Here is a 14,272-nt window from a genome sequence, read left to right as displayed (position 1 = left end):
TTCAGCCGGTCTCGCCGACAGCTCGGCGGCGGCGGGTGAGGTAGGTGCGCTCCGCCGGGTTGCCGGCCAGGGCGATGGCCCGGTCGTAGGCCGCCTGCGACTCGGGGCCGTGCCCGAGTCGCCGCAGCAGGTCGGCGCGGGCGGCGTGGTAGGCGTGGTAGCCGTCCAGGAGCTCGGCGAGCCGGTCGATCTCGGCGAGCCCGGCCCCGGGGCCGTCGACCTCGGCGATCGCCACCGCGCGGTTGAGCCGCACGATCGGCGACGGGTCGAGGAGCGCCAACTGGCCGTAGAGGGCGACGATCGCGGACCAGTTGGTGTCCCGGGTGGACGGGGCCGCCATGTGGACCGCGTTGATCGCGGCCTGCAGCTGGTAGCGCCCGGGCCGGCCACCACCGGCGGCCACCACCCTGATCCGCTCCTGGAGCAGGGCGGTGCCCTCGGCGGCGAGGGTGCGGTCCCAGGCGCCGCGATCCTGCTCGCCGAGGGTCACCAGCTCGCCGATGCGGGACACCCGGGCCGGCCGCCGGGAGTCGGTCAGGAGCATCAGGGCGAGCAGGCCGGCCACCTCGCCGTCGTCCGGCAGGAGGGCGCGGAGCAAGCGCCCGAGGTGGATCGCCTGGTCGGTGAGGTCGGCGCGGACCGGATCGGAGCCCTCACCGGCGAGGTAGCCCTCGTTGAAGATGAGGTAGACGACCGCGAGCACGCCGGCGAGGCGCCGGCGGATGTCGTCGGCCGAGGGCACCCGGTAGGGAATGCGGGCCGCCTGGATCTTCACCTTGGCGCGAGTGATCCGGCGCGCCATGGTGGTCTCCGGCACCAGGAAGGCGCGGGCGATCTCACCGACCGTGAGACCGCCGAGCAGGCGCAGGGTGAGCGCGACGCGGGCCTCCATCGCGAGCGCGGGATGGCAGCAGGTGAAGACCAGCCGGAGCCGGTCGTCCTCGACCGGGCCGGTCGGCTCGAGAGGGGTGTCGTCGTGCATGGTCAGGGCCGCCTGGTGCCTGGCGTCGCGCTGTGACTCGCGACGGAGCCAATCGATCGCCTTGCGGGTCGCGGTGGTGGCGAGCCACCCGCCCGGACTGGGCGGCACGCCCGCACGCGGCCATTTCTCCGCGGCCGCCGCGAACGCCTCGGCCGCCGCTTCCTCGGCGACGTCGAGGTCGCCGAAACGGCGCGCGAGGTCGGCCACCACCCGCGCCCACTGTTCCCGGTGCGCGCGGATGATCGCCTGCTCGACGGCGGAGCCGGTCAAGCCCCGGAGCCGACGCGCCGAGCCTGCCCGGGACCGCGGAACCGGTGCACCTCCTGCGGCCAGTCGAGCACGGTCGCGAGCCGGCCGGCCCAGTATCGCGCCGCCTCGTCGTCGGCCACCTCCACGACGCAGAAACCGCCCAGGTGCTCCTTGGTCTCGACGAACGGCCCGTCGGTGAAGACGGTCTTGCCGTCGACCAGCTCGACGCTGCACACCGCGGTGGACCGGTCGAGGCCGCCGTTGGTGAAGACCAGGACGTCCTCCGCCAGCATCTCCTCGAGCACGACCCGGGCGGCCGCGCCCTTCTCGACCAGTTCCTCCGCCGTATGTTCGCGCACCCATTCATCGTTGAAGGTGATCAGGTACTCCGTCATGGTCGTCTCCTCCTGGTGCGTCCGCGGCCCGACCGGCCGCCACACACTAATTCCACGAACGGCCACACCCCGATACGACACCATCCCGGAAATTTGTTCTTGAAGACAGCCCAGCCGCCTGACCGGCTACGCGGGTGGCGTCATCCTCGCGAGCCCGGCTTCGGCGCACTCGTCGTCCTGCTGCGGCGCTCCGCCGCTGACCGCGATGGCGCCGACCACCGTGCCGGACCGCTGGATCAGCATCGAGCCCGCTCCGACCAGAACCGGCCGGTTCAAGGCCCGCTCGATCTGGCCGAAGAAGGCCGGCCACGCCTCCTGCATCCGGCGCAGTTCTGCGCCGTCGCGGCGGAACAGTGCCGCACCGGCCGCCTTGTGCTCGGCGATCCCGCTGGACAGTGGCGGCGCGCCGTCCATCCGGCCGAGAGCTTGCAGGTGACCGCCCTCGTCGACGATGGCGACCGTGACCTGGGCGCCCAGTTCCGCGGCCCGGCGGTGGGCGCCGGCGATCAGTTTCTGCGCGTCGTCGTGCGTGACCGGCATAAGTCTCCTTAGGTGTTCAGCTGTCCATGCATGGACGACTGTATTTGCATGGCCGGTTGCGGCGCAATGGCCGAGCGCTGGAAGAATTCGATTCATGGACAGTGCCCCGCAACCTCGATCGGCCGGCGCGCGGCGCCCGAACGCCCGGGGCCACGGGGAACTGCTGCGTGCGGAGATCATTTCCTCCGCCGTACACATGCTGGATGAATTTGGTGATGACGAGGGGCTGTCCCTACGGGCGGTCGCGCGTGCCCTGTCGGTCTCGCCGTCCTCGATCTACCTGTACTTCCCGGATCGTGACGCGCTCGTGCTGGCCGTCATGCAGCACTGCCACGACGACATGCTGGCGGCTGCCGACGAGGCCGAGGCCGGACACGAGGATCCCGCGTCGCGGTTGCTCGCGCGGATGCTCGGGCAGGCCGCCTGGGCCGGCGAGCATCCCGGGCTCTACAAAGTCATGCACGAGAGCAAGGTGAGCCGGCAGCCCGGCATGCCGTTCAAGGAGGCGATGGTGAGCCGAACCACCGCCGCCGTTCAGGAGTGCATGGACGCCGGGGCCGCCCCGGCCGGTGACGCCGCCGCCGTGGCGCTCGATCTGCGTGCCGCCGTGATCGGCATGCTGTCACTGCGCATCAATGAGCCTGGCCTGCCGTGGCCGCCCCTGGCCGAGCAGACGACCCGGCTGCTCAACAAGCTCGTCGGATTCGCGCCGCCGATCGGCGGCGCGTGACGGTGCTTGCGGTGGCGTCGTCCGTGCGGGACAGTCACCGGATGGGCGACGGTTCCGCTGAGGGTGGCAGGGCGCAGACACTCGCCTGGCAAGGTGTCGCGAACTGGCTCGTCCGAGGGCTGCTGCGGGCGCCGCTGTTGTCGCGCGGCATCGGGAAACGCCTGATCACGCTGTACGTGGTGGGCCGCAAATCCGGAAAGCACTACACCGTTCCGGTCGCGTACACCATGCATGAGGGTTGTCTGTTGATCGGGACGCCGTTCGGCTGGGGCCGTAACCTGCGCACCGGCGTCCCGCTGGATGTCCGCTTCAAGGGCCGGCGACGCGTGGCCGACGTGGTTGTCCACACCGACGAGGCCGACGTGGTCGAGGACTACGCCGTCATCGCGCGCGACAACCGCAACTTCGCCGGCTTCAACAAGATCGGCTTCGACGAGCGCGGCAACCCCGATCCGGCCGACCTGCGATCGGCATGGGCCGCGGGCGCCCGGGCGTTCCGTCTGACCCTGCGCTGAGCGAGTCTCAGGTCAGCCACAGCCCATCCGTTCGAGGATCGAGGAATGACCTACCTCATCCGCCGGATGACTGCCGGCGAGTGGCGGCAGCTTCGTGCGATCAGGCTCGAGGCGGTGCAGGACACCCCCACGGCATTCAGCATTTCGTACGCCGAACTGGCCGCTCGCCCCGACGTGTTCTGGCAGGAGCGGGCAGCGGCCTCCGGCGACGGCGCGACCTTCATCGCCTGCGACCAGAACAGTGACTGGGTGGGGTCGGTGAGCGTCGAGCCCCTGGTGGAGGTGCCCGACCACGCGCACATCCACGCCGTCTACGTCCGTGCCGGACATCGCGGGCCGGCCGGCCTCGGCGCCCGTCTCGTCGAGGCGGCGGTCCATTTCGCCGAGCAGCACATCGACGTCGCGCGGCTGACGCTCGGCGTCCACGAGAGCAACGCCCGGGCGCTGGCGTTCTACCGGCGAGTCGGATTCCGGCTGACCGACCAGGTCATCCCGTACCGCCCGAACCCGGTGGAGAGGTGCTACATCATGGAATACCCCAGCTTCGGGCGTCGTGTCGGTGGCTTGGTTGCGCCCGTGGAGTCCGGGGTAACGCCCCAGGCATGACGGAGTACGGAATCCATGCCTCGCACGAGCAGATCCCGCCCGCCGACCTCCTCACCGCCATGATCGCGGCCGAGCGGCACGGCTTCGAAGCCGCGATGTGCTCCGACCACTTCGCGCCGTGGAGCAGCCGGCAGGGCGAGTCCGCCTTCGCCTGGTCGTGGCTGGGTGCGGCGCTGCAGGCCACGAACCTCTCGTTCGGCGTGGTCAACGCACCGGGCCAGCGCTACCACCCGGCGATCATCGCGCAGGCCATCGGGACTCTCGGCGCGATGTTCCCGGGGCGGTTCTGGGCGGCGCTGGGAAGCGGCGAATACAGCAACGAGCACATCACCGGGGGACCGTGGCCGCGCAAAGAGGTCCGGGAGGCGCGGCTGCTCGAGTCGGTGCAGGTCATCCGCGCTCTGCTGGCCGGCGAGGAGGTCACCCGGGACGGCCTGATCACGGTGGACCAGGCCCGGTTGTGGACCCGGCCGGACGAGGCGCCGCCGCTGATCGGGGCCGCGGTGAGCACGAAGACCGCCGCCTGGTGCGCGGGGTGGGCCGATGGGCTGGTCACCGTCAACGCGCCGACCGAGCATCTGCGCGCGATGATCGCGTCCTACCGGGACGCGGGTGGCCGCGGGCCGGTCTGCCTGCAGGTCCATCTGAGCTGGGCGCCGACCGAGGCCGAGGCCGCGGCGATCGCGCACGACCAGTGGCGTAGCAACGTCTTCCGGCCGCCGGTCTGCTGGGACCTCGAGACGGTGGAGCAATTCGACGTGATCAGCGAAAACGTGACCGTCGAACAGGTGCGCCAGGTGGTCAACGTCTCGGCCGACCTCGAGGCGCACACCGAATGGCTGCGCGGGTACGCGTCGCTCGGCTTCGACCGCATCTACCTGCACCACGTCGGGCAGGATCTGATCCCGTTCATCGAGGCATTCGGCGCCAAAGTGTTGCCGGCTCTGCGTTAGCGGGTCCTACAGACGCCGCCGAACGTGCAGATGCCCTTCCCACGGCCATGGTGGCTGAGGCGGGAGTACCTGGAGCAGGGAGAAATGAGCCTTCGCTGCGACCCGGCAGGACGCCTGGTTGTCGACCTGGTGGATCAGTTCCAGATGGGTCAGCCGAGCCGGCGCGTACTGCTCGAATGCCCAGCGGCACAACTCGTCGACCGCGCGGGTAGCAATGTTGCGGCCACGGGCGTGTGACGCCGTCCAGTAGCCGACCTCGCCCACCGGCTGCCCGTGAAGCTTGAGTACGACGTGAGCAACCGGTTCGCCGGCCCGGGCGTCACGCGGATCGACCTCTTGAACCGCGTAACTGATCCGGTCTCCGGTATCCCGGCCGTCACGTTGAGTTGTGATCCATTCCCGGATGTCTTCAGTGTTGCCGGTGGGAAAACTGGTCCACCGGCGTAACGCGTCGTCGGAACCCATCCGGGTCAGCACCGCCACGTCGCCGTACCGCCAGGGCCGCAGAACGAGGGGTGGTGCCGACGGCGTTGCCTCCACGGTGAGAACGGCGACCATGACGTCAGGCCGTCAGGACTGGGCGTACCTCGACCCAGCCGTCGATGACGGGGATCATGCGCCCGATCCAGACCGCATGGTCCAGATCCGACGCCTCCACGAGAAAGTAGCCGGCCAGGGTCCGCTCACGGCCGGCCAGAGAGCCGCGCACCGGGACGTTATCGCGGATCGACACGGCATTTGACGGAGGTCCCATCGCGTTGCCCGCCACGATCCGGGCGCCGGTCTCGGCGACCGCCCGCGGCAGACGCAAGTGAGCCTCGAGGACGGTGGGTGGGGCCGCCAACACGCTCTCGGGTGCCTCGCGCTCGCAGATGAGAATCATGAATTGCGGGAGAGGCGACTGCATCGTCGACGAACCCACGACCACCCCCACTGATTTGCGCCGGCGCGTCCGGCAAGGCTATCCGTCGACCGGCAGGGCGGCTCGCCGGCCCGCGTGCTTACTCATTTGGCTGCCACGCGTGCGCGGCAGTAGCCCACATACGGACCTGGGTGGCGCTGCGGGCCGAGAGCGAGTCAGGCCCGGTGGAATCAGCTCTCGACGCCCAGCAGGCGGTCTCGTAGAGTGCCCGGGATGCTTGATCATTTACCGGGCTGCTCGTGCTGCGGCGCTCCGCTGGACGGCGTCGATCTCGACATCCGGTCGGCGCTGCCGGATGCGCTGCTGGCACTGTCGGCCGAGCAGCGTGCGTCGGTCTGGGGTAACTCCGACTTCCAGCGGCTGGAGGGCGTCGGCGGGTTCCTCCGCTGCCTCATGCCGGTGCGCCTGAGCGGCGGCGGGAGCGTGACGTACTCGGTCTGGCTGAGGCTCGACGACGAGCAATTGCGCCACGCCGTTGCGGTCTGGTCGACACCTGAGTACGCCGCCCTCGAGCTTCACGGCGAGGTGGCCAACGCGATCAAGCCCTGGCCGGAACTTCTCGGAGAGGCCGCCGGAGCGGTGGTCCGCGACGCTGGAACGCTGCCGTATCTGGTCGCTGATGAGGACACCCTGCTATCGCGGGTGCTGACCGACGTCTGGGACCGAGATGACGTTCTCAGCCGAATCGCGCATCCCTTGCCGGCGCCTGTGCGTCAGCAGATCGCCGCAGGTTGGTCAATCGAGAGAACCGCCGGCCTGGGACCGCGAAGGACAACCGATACGACGGTGTTCACCGGGCCCGGCCGGACTGTTCACATCGAGGTTTTCGACACGCCGGCAACCGTGACAGCCGACGCGGCCATCGCCGAGGTGAGCCGCGGACTGCCCGAACGATGTGAGGGCGAGCTGTCGGAACGCGACGGCGATGTGCTGCGACGTGCTTTCTGGCTCACCGCCATCGCCGATGATCGGACACAGCAGGAGCTGTACGGCTACGTCGCGACCGCCGGCACCATTCTCTGCGTCACGTGCATGTATGACGATCCCTCTGACCTGGCCTGGGCCCAGAGCGTTTGGCGTTCAGCCCGGCACGGTTAGACAGTCGCTACGTTTGGCGTCATGGGGATATTCGGCCGCTTTGCCGGCGTGACGATCGACTGTCAGGATCCGCAGCGGCTGGCCGATTTCTGGTCTGCGGTGCTCGGCGGACGAGTGACGGAGTCCCTCCCCGGCTGGCGGCGGGTGACTGTCGACGACGGCACGCCGGTGTTGACGTTCCAGCCGGTGCCGGAACCCAAAGTCGGCAAGGCGCGACTGCATCTGGACATCGCCGTCGCTGACGCCGACGAAGCGGTGGATCGGATCGGGGCCCTGGGCGGCCGGTGGACCGGCGAACGACACGACTACCCCGAAGGCGCCGTTCTCGTCATGGCCGACCCGGAAAACAACGAGTTCTGCGTCGTGCAGTACTACAAAACGTCTGGACGGAAGGTCACACCAGACGTGGCTTGATGGCGAGCCATGCGAGGAGAAGGCGAACCACGGCAGGATCATCGAGGCTTGCCAAGTGCCGTTCGGCGGCGTTGACGAGGTTCCTGGCGCGCCGCGAATCGAGCATCTCCTGGCGCTCCAACGCGTACAGCTTCCGCTGATCCGTCAGGATGACGACTTCGTCCAGCGAGACCGGTATGGCATCCAGGCACGCCCGAACCACGGCGTCCGCGGACGGCAGCAGCGAAGCGGCAATTCCGGCGTCACGCATCTGGGACACGTAGTACGCCACCCGCTCCGCGACCTCGCCCCGGCCAAGCGCCGAACGCCCACCGGCCTGGCCCAACAACCAGATCTTCAGCTGAGCCCACCCTGTTCGCTCCGCCGGCTGACTCTCCCAGCGTTCATCGATCAGGAGCAGCAGGTGCAACCACCAGTTCGGCGCCGTGGGCGCCGGCTCCCGGCGGTCGAGCCATCGTTCACGCGCATCATCGTCCGACCTCAACAGCTGATCGAGCTCCCCGCCAAGGACCGCCTCGCCTCGCACCTCGCCACATTGACGCCACCCGCGACGAGAAACAAGAACGCGACCAAGTCCGGAGGCCGGGACAGGGCGTGCGGCAACGCATCGGCCCCTCGTCGGCGCAGCGACCGGTGCGGGGCAGGCGGGAAATACCTCAGTTCGGGGAGGCCCTCGACCGCCCCGGGCGTCTGTTGCCGTCGAGCGCGGTGAGCAGGGCAGCGCCGATCAGCCAGCTCACGGCGACCGCGAGCAGGATCCGCTCGAGGAGAGCGCCGGTCGTGCCACGCCCGGCAAACAGCATGGTGAGGCCCAGGGCGGCGCCCAGCGGAACGGTCAGCGCGAGGGCGACGACGGTCAGCCGCCGGATCGCCGGGCGAACGGCCGACCGCCAGGTCAACGCCATCGCGACGGCCAGGACGGCCATGCCCAGGATGCTGGCGGCGGTGTGGACGACATCGGCGGGCGTCGTCGGTTCGTACGGCGGCAGGGGGCACTGATCGCTGCACGGCACGACGCCGGACGTGCCGGCGAGCACCGCCGCGACCAGCAACAACAGCCCGGCGCGCCGCAGGGCCCGGCCAAGCAGCGCGACGCCGAGCGCGAGCAGAATCAGACCAAGGCGATAGACCACGGCGTACGGCTGACCGGCCGCTCCCGCCTCGCTGACATAGCCCCGCCACCACGCCCCGGGCCCGGCGACGAGCGCGAACAGCATGGCGGCGGCGCCTCCGGTGACCGTGAGCGCGGCCGCCGCGGCCAGCCGGCTCCGGGTCATCCCGTCATCATGATCGGTGCGGCCACCGGGCGGAGCGGCGGGGCTGATGATCGAATGAGGGTATGCGCCGGACGGTGGTGGTGACGGGCGCGAGCTCGGGGATCGGCTTGGCCGCGGCGGTTGCGCTCGCCGGGGCCGGTGACGACGTGGTGTTGCTGGGCCGGGATCCGCGGCGGCTCGCGGACGCCGTGGCGCGGGTTCGCGAGGCCGGCGGCCGGACCCCGGCGTCGTACCGCGCGGATTTCGCGGTGCTGGACGAGGTCCGGTCGGCGGGCGCGGCGATCGCGGCCGGTCACGAGCGCATCGACGTGCTGGCGAACAACGCGGGGCTGCTGACCTCGGTGCGCCGGCCCACCGCCGACGGCAACGACGCGACCATGCAGATCAATCACCTGGGCGGGTTCCTGCTCACCCATCTGCTGCTCGACCGGTTGCGGGCCGCGGCCACGCCGGAGGCGCCGGCCCGGATCGTGACGACCTCCTCGGTGGCCGAGGCGTGGGGCACGCTCGACGTCGACCGGCCCGGCCGCCGCCAGCTCAGCCGCTGGCTGGCCTACGGCGCGAGCAAGCAGGCCAACATCTTGATGACGGTGGAGGCGGCCCGCCGCTGGACCGGTCTGGGCATCGTGCCGACGTGTTTCTTCCCCGGCCTGGTCCGCAGCGGTTTCGGCCGGCAGAGCCCCGCCTTCAGCCTGGCGAGGTTCGCGCCCGGCCTGTTCCGCTCGAGCGAACAGGGCGCCGACACCCTCGTCTGGCTGGCCACCGACCCGGAGGCGCTGCTCCCGGGCGGCTACTTCGCCGGGCGTGCGCCCTTCACGGCGACCGGCCGCTCGACCGACCCGGCGAGGGCGCAGCGCCTGTGGCAGTCGAGCCTCGCGGCGATCGGCGGGCATCGGTAGCTCGACCGCCTCGGCCCGGGCGCAGCGCCTGTGGCGGTCGAGCCTCGCGGCGATCGGCGGGCATCGGTAGCTCACCAGCCGCCCCGGACGAGGCCGAGCAGGCTGGGGACCGGGTCGGCGACGGAGCTGACGTTGGCGATCAGGAGGATGACCGGAGCCACGGTCAGCACCGACCAGAGGGCGGGCATCAGCGCTCGCTGCCGCCGCTTGGCGAAGCGGCGCCACGACGTCGCGGCCAGACCGGCCAAGAGGACGGTGAGGACGGCGGCCATCACGGCCATGGCCGCGTGGTAGCGGACGAACTGGTCGACCATGACCTGCACCGCCGGCGAGAACCGGCCACCGGCGGCCAGCTGCCGGCCGGCGTCGGTGAGGGCGGCGGTCAGCGGCGGGGTGGCCGGGCGTTCCAGCAGCATCGGGAACAGGGAGCCGAACGGGGCGACCATGCCCTGAATGTTGGCCATCACCGCGACCGTCGCGAGCACGCCGAGCGCGACGACCGCCCCGCCCGCCGCGACCAGGGCCGCGCCGGTGAGCGAGCGCCGCAGCCGGACGCCGAGCACGATCAGTGTGGCCAGCAGCAGCGCGGCGATCAGGCCCTTGACCAGGTGGAAGCGGAACCAGTAATCCACGACGTGCTGCAACGGCGGCGGCAGGGCCGAACTGCCCGCCTGCCAGTAGCCCACGAAACCCTGGTGCACCGCGGCCACCAGCCGGCCCTGGCCGGGGAAGTCGTTGCCGGCCAGCGGGCCGGGCAGGAGAACGAACGCGGTGATCAGCAAACCGACAAGAGCTATAAGAGGGACAAAACGGCGTACGAGGGGCACAGCGTTCTCCTTCGACGGGTTTCCAGGGGTTACTGCTGGCCGCGCAGGTAGGTGAGGACGGCCAGGACCCGCCGGTTGGTGTCGTCGCTGACCGGCAGGTCGAGCTTGGCCAGCACGCTGCCGATGTGCTTGCCCACGCCGGCCTCGGTCAGCGCGAGCGTCCGGGCGATCGCCGCGTTGGAGTGGCCCTCGGCGACCAGCGCGAGCACCTGCTGCTCTCGCGGCGACAACTGCCCGAGCGGGTCGTGGCCGCGCAGCATCAGCTGGCGGACCACCTCGGGGTCGACGACCGTGGCGCCGGCGACCACCCGGCGCAGCAGGTCGGCGAACTCGGCGATGTCGGCGATGCGGTCCTTGAGCAGGTAGCCGATCGCCCGGCCGGCGCCCGAGGCGAGCAGCTCACCGGCATAGCTGTGCTGGACGAACTGGCTGAGCGCCACCACCGGCAGGCCGGGGCGGGCGGCGCGCAGGGCTACCGCCGCGCGCAGCCCCTCGTCGGTGAAGCCGGGCGGCATGCGCACGTCGGTGACGACCAGGTCGGGCTCGGTCTCGTCGACCGCGGCCAGCAGCGCCGGCGCGTCGCCGACCGCGGCGACGATCTCGAAGCCGAACCGGGGCAGCAGGCCGGTCAGGCCCTCGCGCAGCAGCACCGAATCCTCGGCGATCACGACCCGCATGGCAGCTCCACCCGGACGATCGTCGGGCCGCCGACCGGGCTGGACAGCAGCAACCGGCCGCCGGCCGCCGCGGCCCGGTCGGCGAGGCCGGTCAGCCCGGACCCGCCCGCCGGATCGGCTCCGCCCCCGCCGTCGTCGCGCACCTCGGCGGTGAGCAGCCGGCCGTCGCGCCGGACGACGACCCGGCACTCGGTCGCGCCCGCATGCTTGGACACGTTGGCGACGGCCTCGGACACCACGGCGAAGGCGACCGTCTCGACAGCGGGCGGGAACCGGCCCGGAGCGGCCGTCACCCGCATCGGCAGCGGACCGGCCGCTGCGAGCTCCTCGATCGCGTCGCGCAGGCCCAGCTCCCGCAGCGTGCGTGGACTGATGCCGCGGACCAGCTCGCGCAGCTCGACCATCAAGGTCTTGGCCTGCTGGTGGGCGGCGGCCACCGCCTGCGCCGCGGGCGAGTCGCCGCTCAGTTCGTGCCGGTCCAGTTCGTGCCGGGCCAGGCCGAGCTGCATGGTCAGGCTGACCAGCCGCTGCTGGGCGACGTCGTGCAGGTCGCGCTCGATGCGGTGACGCTCGGCCTCGAACGCGTCGGCCAGCCGGGCCCGCGAGCGGGTCACCTCGGCCAGCTCGGCAACGGCCGGGTCGGGCTCGCCGGCCAGCAGCAGCCGGGCCAGCGCGGCATGCGCGCCGCCGAGGACCCCGCCCAGGTAGAGCAGCACCGGGATCAGCACGAGGCCAAGCGCGAGCCGCCCGAGCACGTTGGCCGCCGAATCGGCCGTCACCAGCCGGTGGTGCATCGCGATCGGGGTGCCGGCCACGAGCAGGCCGGCCGCGGCGAGAACGCCCAGCCACACCGGCGCGATCAGCGCCAGCAGCACGGCATAGGCGACCGCCCGCCAGGTGACCACGTCAGTCCAGTGGCCCGCCCGGCGAGACGCCGGCGCCGGCACCGGCGCGGAGTCGGCCAGCCGCAGCCGCCCGCGCTCGAAGCCGGCCATGGCGACCGCCACCCGCGGCCCGCCCAGCGCGAGCAGCCCCAGGCCGAGAAGACCCAACCCGGTCGCCGCCAGCAGAGGCACGGTGCCACCGGCGCGGGCCGCCCGGCCGGCGGCGGTCAGCGCGGCCACCGGAGCGGCCAGCGCGAGCCAGATCAGGGCGACGGCAAATGCCGTGGTCGACGCATAGGCCAGCGCCCGCCAGGGCCACGCCGTCGCCAGGTAGCGAGGGTGCCGCACGGCCCGGAGAAGCGTCATGCCCACAAGCTAGGCGACCGCGGACCGGCCCAACCAGCACGCCAGCAATACTCTTCGGGTAGTGGTAGCCATACCCCCAGGTCAGCCGCGGCGGGGCAGCACGGCTTGTGTCCGGCGTGTAAACATGATCGCTGTCAAGGTGATCGACATGGGGGAATACATGAATTTCGGACCTTCACTACGCCGTACCGGAACCGCGGCTACCGTGGTCGTCGCAGGCCTGGCCGTGGCGGCGCAAGTCGCCGGGCCGGCCGCCGCCGCGGCGCCATCCGCGCGGACCGAGCGGGTCAGCGTCTCGAGCGCCGGCGCGCAGGGGGACGCTCAGGCCATCTCCGGCAAGCTGAGCGCCGACGGCCGTTACGTGGTCTTCGACTCAAACGCGTCCACGCTGGTGCCCGGCGACACGAACGACAACGGCGACGTCTTCCTACGCGACCGGCAGACCAACGTCACGACGCGGCTCAGCCTCTCCGCCACGGGGGAGCAGGGCAACGGCTCCAGCGACTCCCCGCAGATCAGCGCGGACGGGCGGTACGTCACGTTCATCTCGTACTCGTCCAACCTCGTGCCCGGCCCGCGGCCGGAGATCGGCTACGACGTCTACCTGCTCGACCGGCAGACCGGAACGCTCAACCGGATCAGCGAGACCCCGGACGGTACGCCGAGCGACGGCGACAACTACAACCCGTCGATCAGCGCCGACGGGCGGTACGTCGTCTTCCAGACGTACGCGACCAACCTGCTTCCCGGCGTCGTCGGCGGCAACGTCCTGCTCTACGACCGGACAACCGACCAGCTCAGCCCGGTCAGCGTGGCGCCCGACGGCACGGCGACCGAGTCGCGCGGCTACGGTCCGTCCATCAGCGGCAACGGCCGCTACGTCGCCTTCCTGTCGTACTCCGCCGACCTGGCCCCCGGCGACACCAACGGGGTGGGCGACGTCTACGTCCGCGACCTGGTGGCCGGCACGACCGTCCGCGCCAGCGTCGCCGAGGACGGCCACGAGGTCACCGGCGACAGCCGCGGTGGCGAGGTGAGCGACAACGGCCGGGTGACCTTCTGGTCCGAGGACAGCACCCTGGTGCCCGATGACACCAACGGCGCCGACGACGTGTTCGTCCGCGACCTGGTGGCCGGCACGACCCGGCTGGTCAGCACGTCCACCGACGGTGCACCGGGCGACGGCTACAGCGGCGGCCCGGCCATCACCGCGAACGGCCGTTACGTGGTCTTCCACAGCGCCGCCACGAACTTCGCCGCGGGCGACACCAACGGCGTAGAGGACATCTTCCGCAAGGACCTGCAGACCGGCACGACCACGCTGGTCAGCCGCCGCACCAACGGCGCGCAGGGCAACGGCAGCAGCGTCAACCCGAACATCACCCCGAACGGCAAGATTATTTCGTACGGGTCGGGCGCGACCAACCTGACCGCCGGCGACACCAACGGCCAGACCGACCTGTTCGTCACCAAGCTGCTCAGCTGATCCCCGGATGACGCCGGCGAGGACGGCCCGAAACTGTCCTCGCCGGCCCGGTCAGAACGAACCCGGGCTCGAGTCGATAGTGGCGGGTCGCCGGGCTGTGGCTTTATGCCACCCACCACCAGCCGTCGCCCACCTCCCGTTTCGGATGTCCGAGGTCGCCCGAGGCTGTCGTGATGGGCGTCGGCGTGGTGGGCGGCTCGGCGAAGTACGCGAGTCCTGTTCCCGATTCGGCTCGCCAGTCCTGCCATAGCTGCACGAACAATACGGTCGGACTGGCGGCGTGGAGCAAGCCGCGCCCGCTCCACGCCGCCGTCGCGGACGGCTCGGTCGGCTGATCGACCGGATTCCACTGGAAGTCCATGGCGAGGATCTTGCACTCGCGTTCACCACTCACGGAAGGCCGTGCACGAAACCTCCACACGATCTCCTTGCCGTCGGACCGTCTGAAGCAG

The 14,272-nt window shown here is 71.0% G+C and carries 19 protein-coding genes; 8 read left to right on the top strand and 11 right to left on the bottom strand.

Features of this window, described 5'->3' with window-relative positions; all coding sequences use genetic code 11:
• Nucleotide 1: 1 nt before the first annotated feature.
• The 3 genes from AB0E90_RS39000 to AB0E90_RS38990 form a co-directional block, all read right to left on the bottom strand.
• Nucleotides 2-1,252 (bottom strand): sigma-70 family RNA polymerase sigma factor, encoded by a 1,251-nt coding sequence (locus tag AB0E90_RS39000; protein ID WP_360417107.1) that lies wholly within the window; start codon nt 1,250-1,252, stop codon nt 2-4.
• Entirely contained in the window at nt 1,249-1,626 is a 378-nt protein-coding gene (locus AB0E90_RS38995; RefSeq protein WP_360417105.1) for a YciI family protein, read from the bottom strand. Before AB0E90_RS38995 ends, AB0E90_RS39000 begins: the two co-directional genes overlap by 4 nt.
• Nucleotides 1,627-1,752: 126 nt before the next feature.
• The gene (locus AB0E90_RS38990; protein ID WP_360417103.1) at nt 1,753-2,166 is read right to left on the bottom strand and encodes a heme-binding protein; all 414 of its coding nucleotides are present in this window, start codon (nt 2,164-2,166) and stop codon (nt 1,753-1,755) included.
• A gap of 94 nt (nt 2,167-2,260) precedes the next feature.
• Between AB0E90_RS38990 and AB0E90_RS38985 the strand changes: the two genes are divergently transcribed.
• The 4 genes from AB0E90_RS38985 to AB0E90_RS38970 are packed head-to-tail and all read left to right on the top strand — an operon-like array spanning nt 2,261 to nt 4,970.
• The gene (locus AB0E90_RS38985; protein ID WP_360417101.1) at nt 2,261-2,896 is read left to right on the top strand and encodes a TetR/AcrR family transcriptional regulator; all 636 of its coding nucleotides are present in this window, start codon (nt 2,261-2,263) and stop codon (nt 2,894-2,896) included.
• Complete coding sequence (locus AB0E90_RS38980) at nt 2,893-3,411, top strand: hypothetical protein (RefSeq protein ID WP_360417099.1); 519 nt, start codon at nt 2,893-2,895, stop codon at nt 3,409-3,411. The genes AB0E90_RS38985 and AB0E90_RS38980 overlap by 4 nt, the downstream gene beginning before the upstream one ends.
• A gap of 45 nt (nt 3,412-3,456) precedes the next feature.
• Complete coding sequence (locus AB0E90_RS38975; RefSeq protein ID WP_360417097.1) at nt 3,457-4,017, top strand: N-acetyltransferase; 561 nt, start codon at nt 3,457-3,459, stop codon at nt 4,015-4,017.
• The gene (locus AB0E90_RS38970) at nt 4,014-4,970 is read left to right on the top strand and encodes a TIGR03885 family FMN-dependent LLM class oxidoreductase (protein ID WP_360417095.1); all 957 of its coding nucleotides are present in this window, start codon (nt 4,014-4,016) and stop codon (nt 4,968-4,970) included. Before AB0E90_RS38975 ends, AB0E90_RS38970 begins: the two co-directional genes overlap by 4 nt.
• 6 nt (nt 4,971-4,976) lie before the next feature.
• Here AB0E90_RS38970 and AB0E90_RS38965 read toward each other — a convergent pair whose 3' ends face one another.
• Both AB0E90_RS38965 and AB0E90_RS38960 read right to left on the bottom strand, forming a co-directional pair.
• Nucleotides 4,977-5,528 carry a GNAT family N-acetyltransferase gene (locus tag AB0E90_RS38965; protein ID WP_360417093.1) on the bottom strand — a complete coding sequence of 184 codons (552 nt, stop codon included), beginning with the start codon at nt 5,526-5,528 and terminating at the stop codon, nt 4,977-4,979.
• A 4-nt stretch (nt 5,529-5,532) separates the two neighbouring features.
• A complete protein-coding gene (locus tag AB0E90_RS38960) occupies nt 5,533-5,892 on the bottom strand; it encodes a hypothetical protein (protein WP_360417091.1) in 360 nt (119 codons plus the stop codon).
• Between the two features lie 213 nt (nt 5,893-6,105).
• On the opposite strand from AB0E90_RS38960, the gene AB0E90_RS38955 reads away from it, so the two are divergent.
• Both AB0E90_RS38955 and AB0E90_RS38950 read left to right on the top strand, forming a co-directional pair.
• Nucleotides 6,106-6,990: a DUF2199 domain-containing protein gene (locus AB0E90_RS38955; RefSeq protein WP_360417088.1), complete on the top strand. Its 885-nt coding sequence runs from the start codon at nt 6,106-6,108 to the stop codon at nt 6,988-6,990.
• A gap of 21 nt (nt 6,991-7,011) precedes the next feature.
• Nucleotides 7,012-7,404 (top strand): VOC family protein, encoded by a 393-nt coding sequence (locus AB0E90_RS38950; RefSeq protein ID WP_360417086.1) that lies wholly within the window; start codon nt 7,012-7,014, stop codon nt 7,402-7,404.
• On the opposite strand, the gene AB0E90_RS38945 is transcribed toward AB0E90_RS38950, so the two are convergent.
• Both AB0E90_RS38945 and AB0E90_RS38940 read right to left on the bottom strand, forming a co-directional pair.
• Nucleotides 7,385-7,930 carry a hypothetical protein gene (locus AB0E90_RS38945; RefSeq protein ID WP_360417084.1) on the bottom strand — a complete coding sequence of 182 codons (546 nt, stop codon included), beginning with the start codon at nt 7,928-7,930 and terminating at the stop codon, nt 7,385-7,387. The genes AB0E90_RS38950 and AB0E90_RS38945 overlap by 20 nt on opposite strands.
• Nucleotides 7,931-8,060: 130 nt before the next feature.
• Entirely contained in the window at nt 8,061-8,681 is a 621-nt protein-coding gene (locus AB0E90_RS38940) for a DUF998 domain-containing protein (RefSeq protein WP_360417082.1), read from the bottom strand.
• Nucleotides 8,682-8,743: 62 nt separating this feature from the next.
• On the opposite strand from AB0E90_RS38940, the gene AB0E90_RS38935 reads away from it, so the two are divergent.
• Nucleotides 8,744-9,580 (top strand): SDR family NAD(P)-dependent oxidoreductase, encoded by an 837-nt coding sequence (locus AB0E90_RS38935; RefSeq protein WP_360417080.1) that lies wholly within the window; start codon nt 8,744-8,746, stop codon nt 9,578-9,580.
• A gap of 71 nt (nt 9,581-9,651) precedes the next feature.
• Here AB0E90_RS38935 and AB0E90_RS38930 read toward each other — a convergent pair whose 3' ends face one another.
• From AB0E90_RS38930 to AB0E90_RS38920, 3 genes are read right to left on the bottom strand one after another with little or no spacing between them, the layout of a single operon-like run.
• Nucleotides 9,652-10,407, bottom strand: coding sequence for a hypothetical protein (locus tag AB0E90_RS38930; protein ID WP_360417078.1), 756 nt, complete (start codon nt 10,405-10,407; stop codon nt 9,652-9,654).
• 29 nt (nt 10,408-10,436) lie between these two features.
• Nucleotides 10,437-11,084: a response regulator transcription factor gene (locus tag AB0E90_RS38925; RefSeq protein WP_360417076.1), complete on the bottom strand. Its 648-nt coding sequence runs from the start codon at nt 11,082-11,084 to the stop codon at nt 10,437-10,439.
• Nucleotides 11,072-12,334 (bottom strand): histidine kinase, encoded by a 1,263-nt coding sequence (locus AB0E90_RS38920; RefSeq protein ID WP_360417074.1) that lies wholly within the window; start codon nt 12,332-12,334, stop codon nt 11,072-11,074. Before AB0E90_RS38920 ends, AB0E90_RS38925 begins: the two co-directional genes overlap by 13 nt.
• Nucleotides 12,335-12,458: 124 nt before the next feature.
• On the opposite strand from AB0E90_RS38920, the gene AB0E90_RS38915 reads away from it, so the two are divergent.
• Nucleotides 12,459-13,820 (top strand): hypothetical protein, encoded by a 1,362-nt coding sequence (locus tag AB0E90_RS38915; RefSeq protein WP_360417072.1) that lies wholly within the window; start codon nt 12,459-12,461, stop codon nt 13,818-13,820.
• Nucleotides 13,821-13,923: 103 nt separating this feature from the next.
• Here the strand turns inward: AB0E90_RS38915 and AB0E90_RS38910 are convergent, their stop codons facing one another.
• Nucleotides 13,924-14,181, bottom strand: coding sequence for a hypothetical protein (locus AB0E90_RS38910; RefSeq protein WP_360417070.1), 258 nt, complete (start codon nt 14,179-14,181; stop codon nt 13,924-13,926).
• Nucleotides 14,182-14,272: the final 91 nt, after the last annotated feature.

Origin of the sequence: Actinoplanes sp. NPDC026619 (assembly GCF_040638295.1) — a bacterium.
In the GTDB taxonomy this organism is placed as follows: Bacteria; Actinomycetota; Actinomycetes; order Mycobacteriales; family Micromonosporaceae; genus Actinoplanes.
Note: the sequence above shows the minus strand (reverse complement) of the source record. Positions and strands in the feature narration are given on the sequence as shown.

Excerpts from the sequence above, each read along its gene's own strand:
- AB0E90_RS38985 (WP_360417101.1), top strand. The coding sequence starts at position 2,261 with ATGGACAGTGCCCCGCAACCTCGATCGGCCGGCGCGCGGCGCCCGAAC.
- AB0E90_RS38935 (WP_360417080.1), top strand. The coding sequence starts at position 8,744 with ATGCGCCGGACGGTGGTGGTGACGGGCGCGAGCTCGGGGATCGGCTTG.
- AB0E90_RS38915 (WP_360417072.1), top strand. The coding sequence starts at position 12,459 with ATGATCGCTGTCAAGGTGATCGACATGGGGGAATACATGAATTTCGGA.
- AB0E90_RS38925 (WP_360417076.1), bottom strand. The coding sequence starts at position 11,084 with ATGCGGGTCGTGATCGCCGAGGATTCGGTGCTGCTGCGCGAGGGCCTG.
- AB0E90_RS38940 (WP_360417082.1), bottom strand. The coding sequence starts at position 8,681 with ATGACCCGGAGCCGGCTGGCCGCGGCGGCCGCGCTCACGGTCACCGGA.
- AB0E90_RS38990 (WP_360417103.1), bottom strand. The coding sequence starts at position 2,166 with ATGCCGGTCACGCACGACGACGCGCAGAAACTGATCGCCGGCGCCCAC.
- AB0E90_RS38950 (WP_360417086.1), top strand. The coding sequence starts at position 7,012 with ATGGGGATATTCGGCCGCTTTGCCGGCGTGACGATCGACTGTCAGGAT.
- AB0E90_RS38965 (WP_360417093.1), bottom strand. The coding sequence starts at position 5,528 with ATGGTCGCCGTTCTCACCGTGGAGGCAACGCCGTCGGCACCACCCCTC.
- AB0E90_RS38995 (WP_360417105.1), bottom strand. The coding sequence starts at position 1,626 with ATGACGGAGTACCTGATCACCTTCAACGATGAATGGGTGCGCGAACAT.
- AB0E90_RS38955 (WP_360417088.1), top strand. The coding sequence starts at position 6,106 with ATGCTTGATCATTTACCGGGCTGCTCGTGCTGCGGCGCTCCGCTGGAC.
- AB0E90_RS38975 (WP_360417097.1), top strand. The coding sequence starts at position 3,457 with ATGACCTACCTCATCCGCCGGATGACTGCCGGCGAGTGGCGGCAGCTT.
- AB0E90_RS38910 (WP_360417070.1), bottom strand. The coding sequence starts at position 14,181 with ATGGACTTCCAGTGGAATCCGGTCGATCAGCCGACCGAGCCGTCCGCG.
- AB0E90_RS38920 (WP_360417074.1), bottom strand. The coding sequence starts at position 12,334 with ATGACGCTTCTCCGGGCCGTGCGGCACCCTCGCTACCTGGCGACGGCG.
- AB0E90_RS38970 (WP_360417095.1), top strand. The coding sequence starts at position 4,014 with ATGACGGAGTACGGAATCCATGCCTCGCACGAGCAGATCCCGCCCGCC.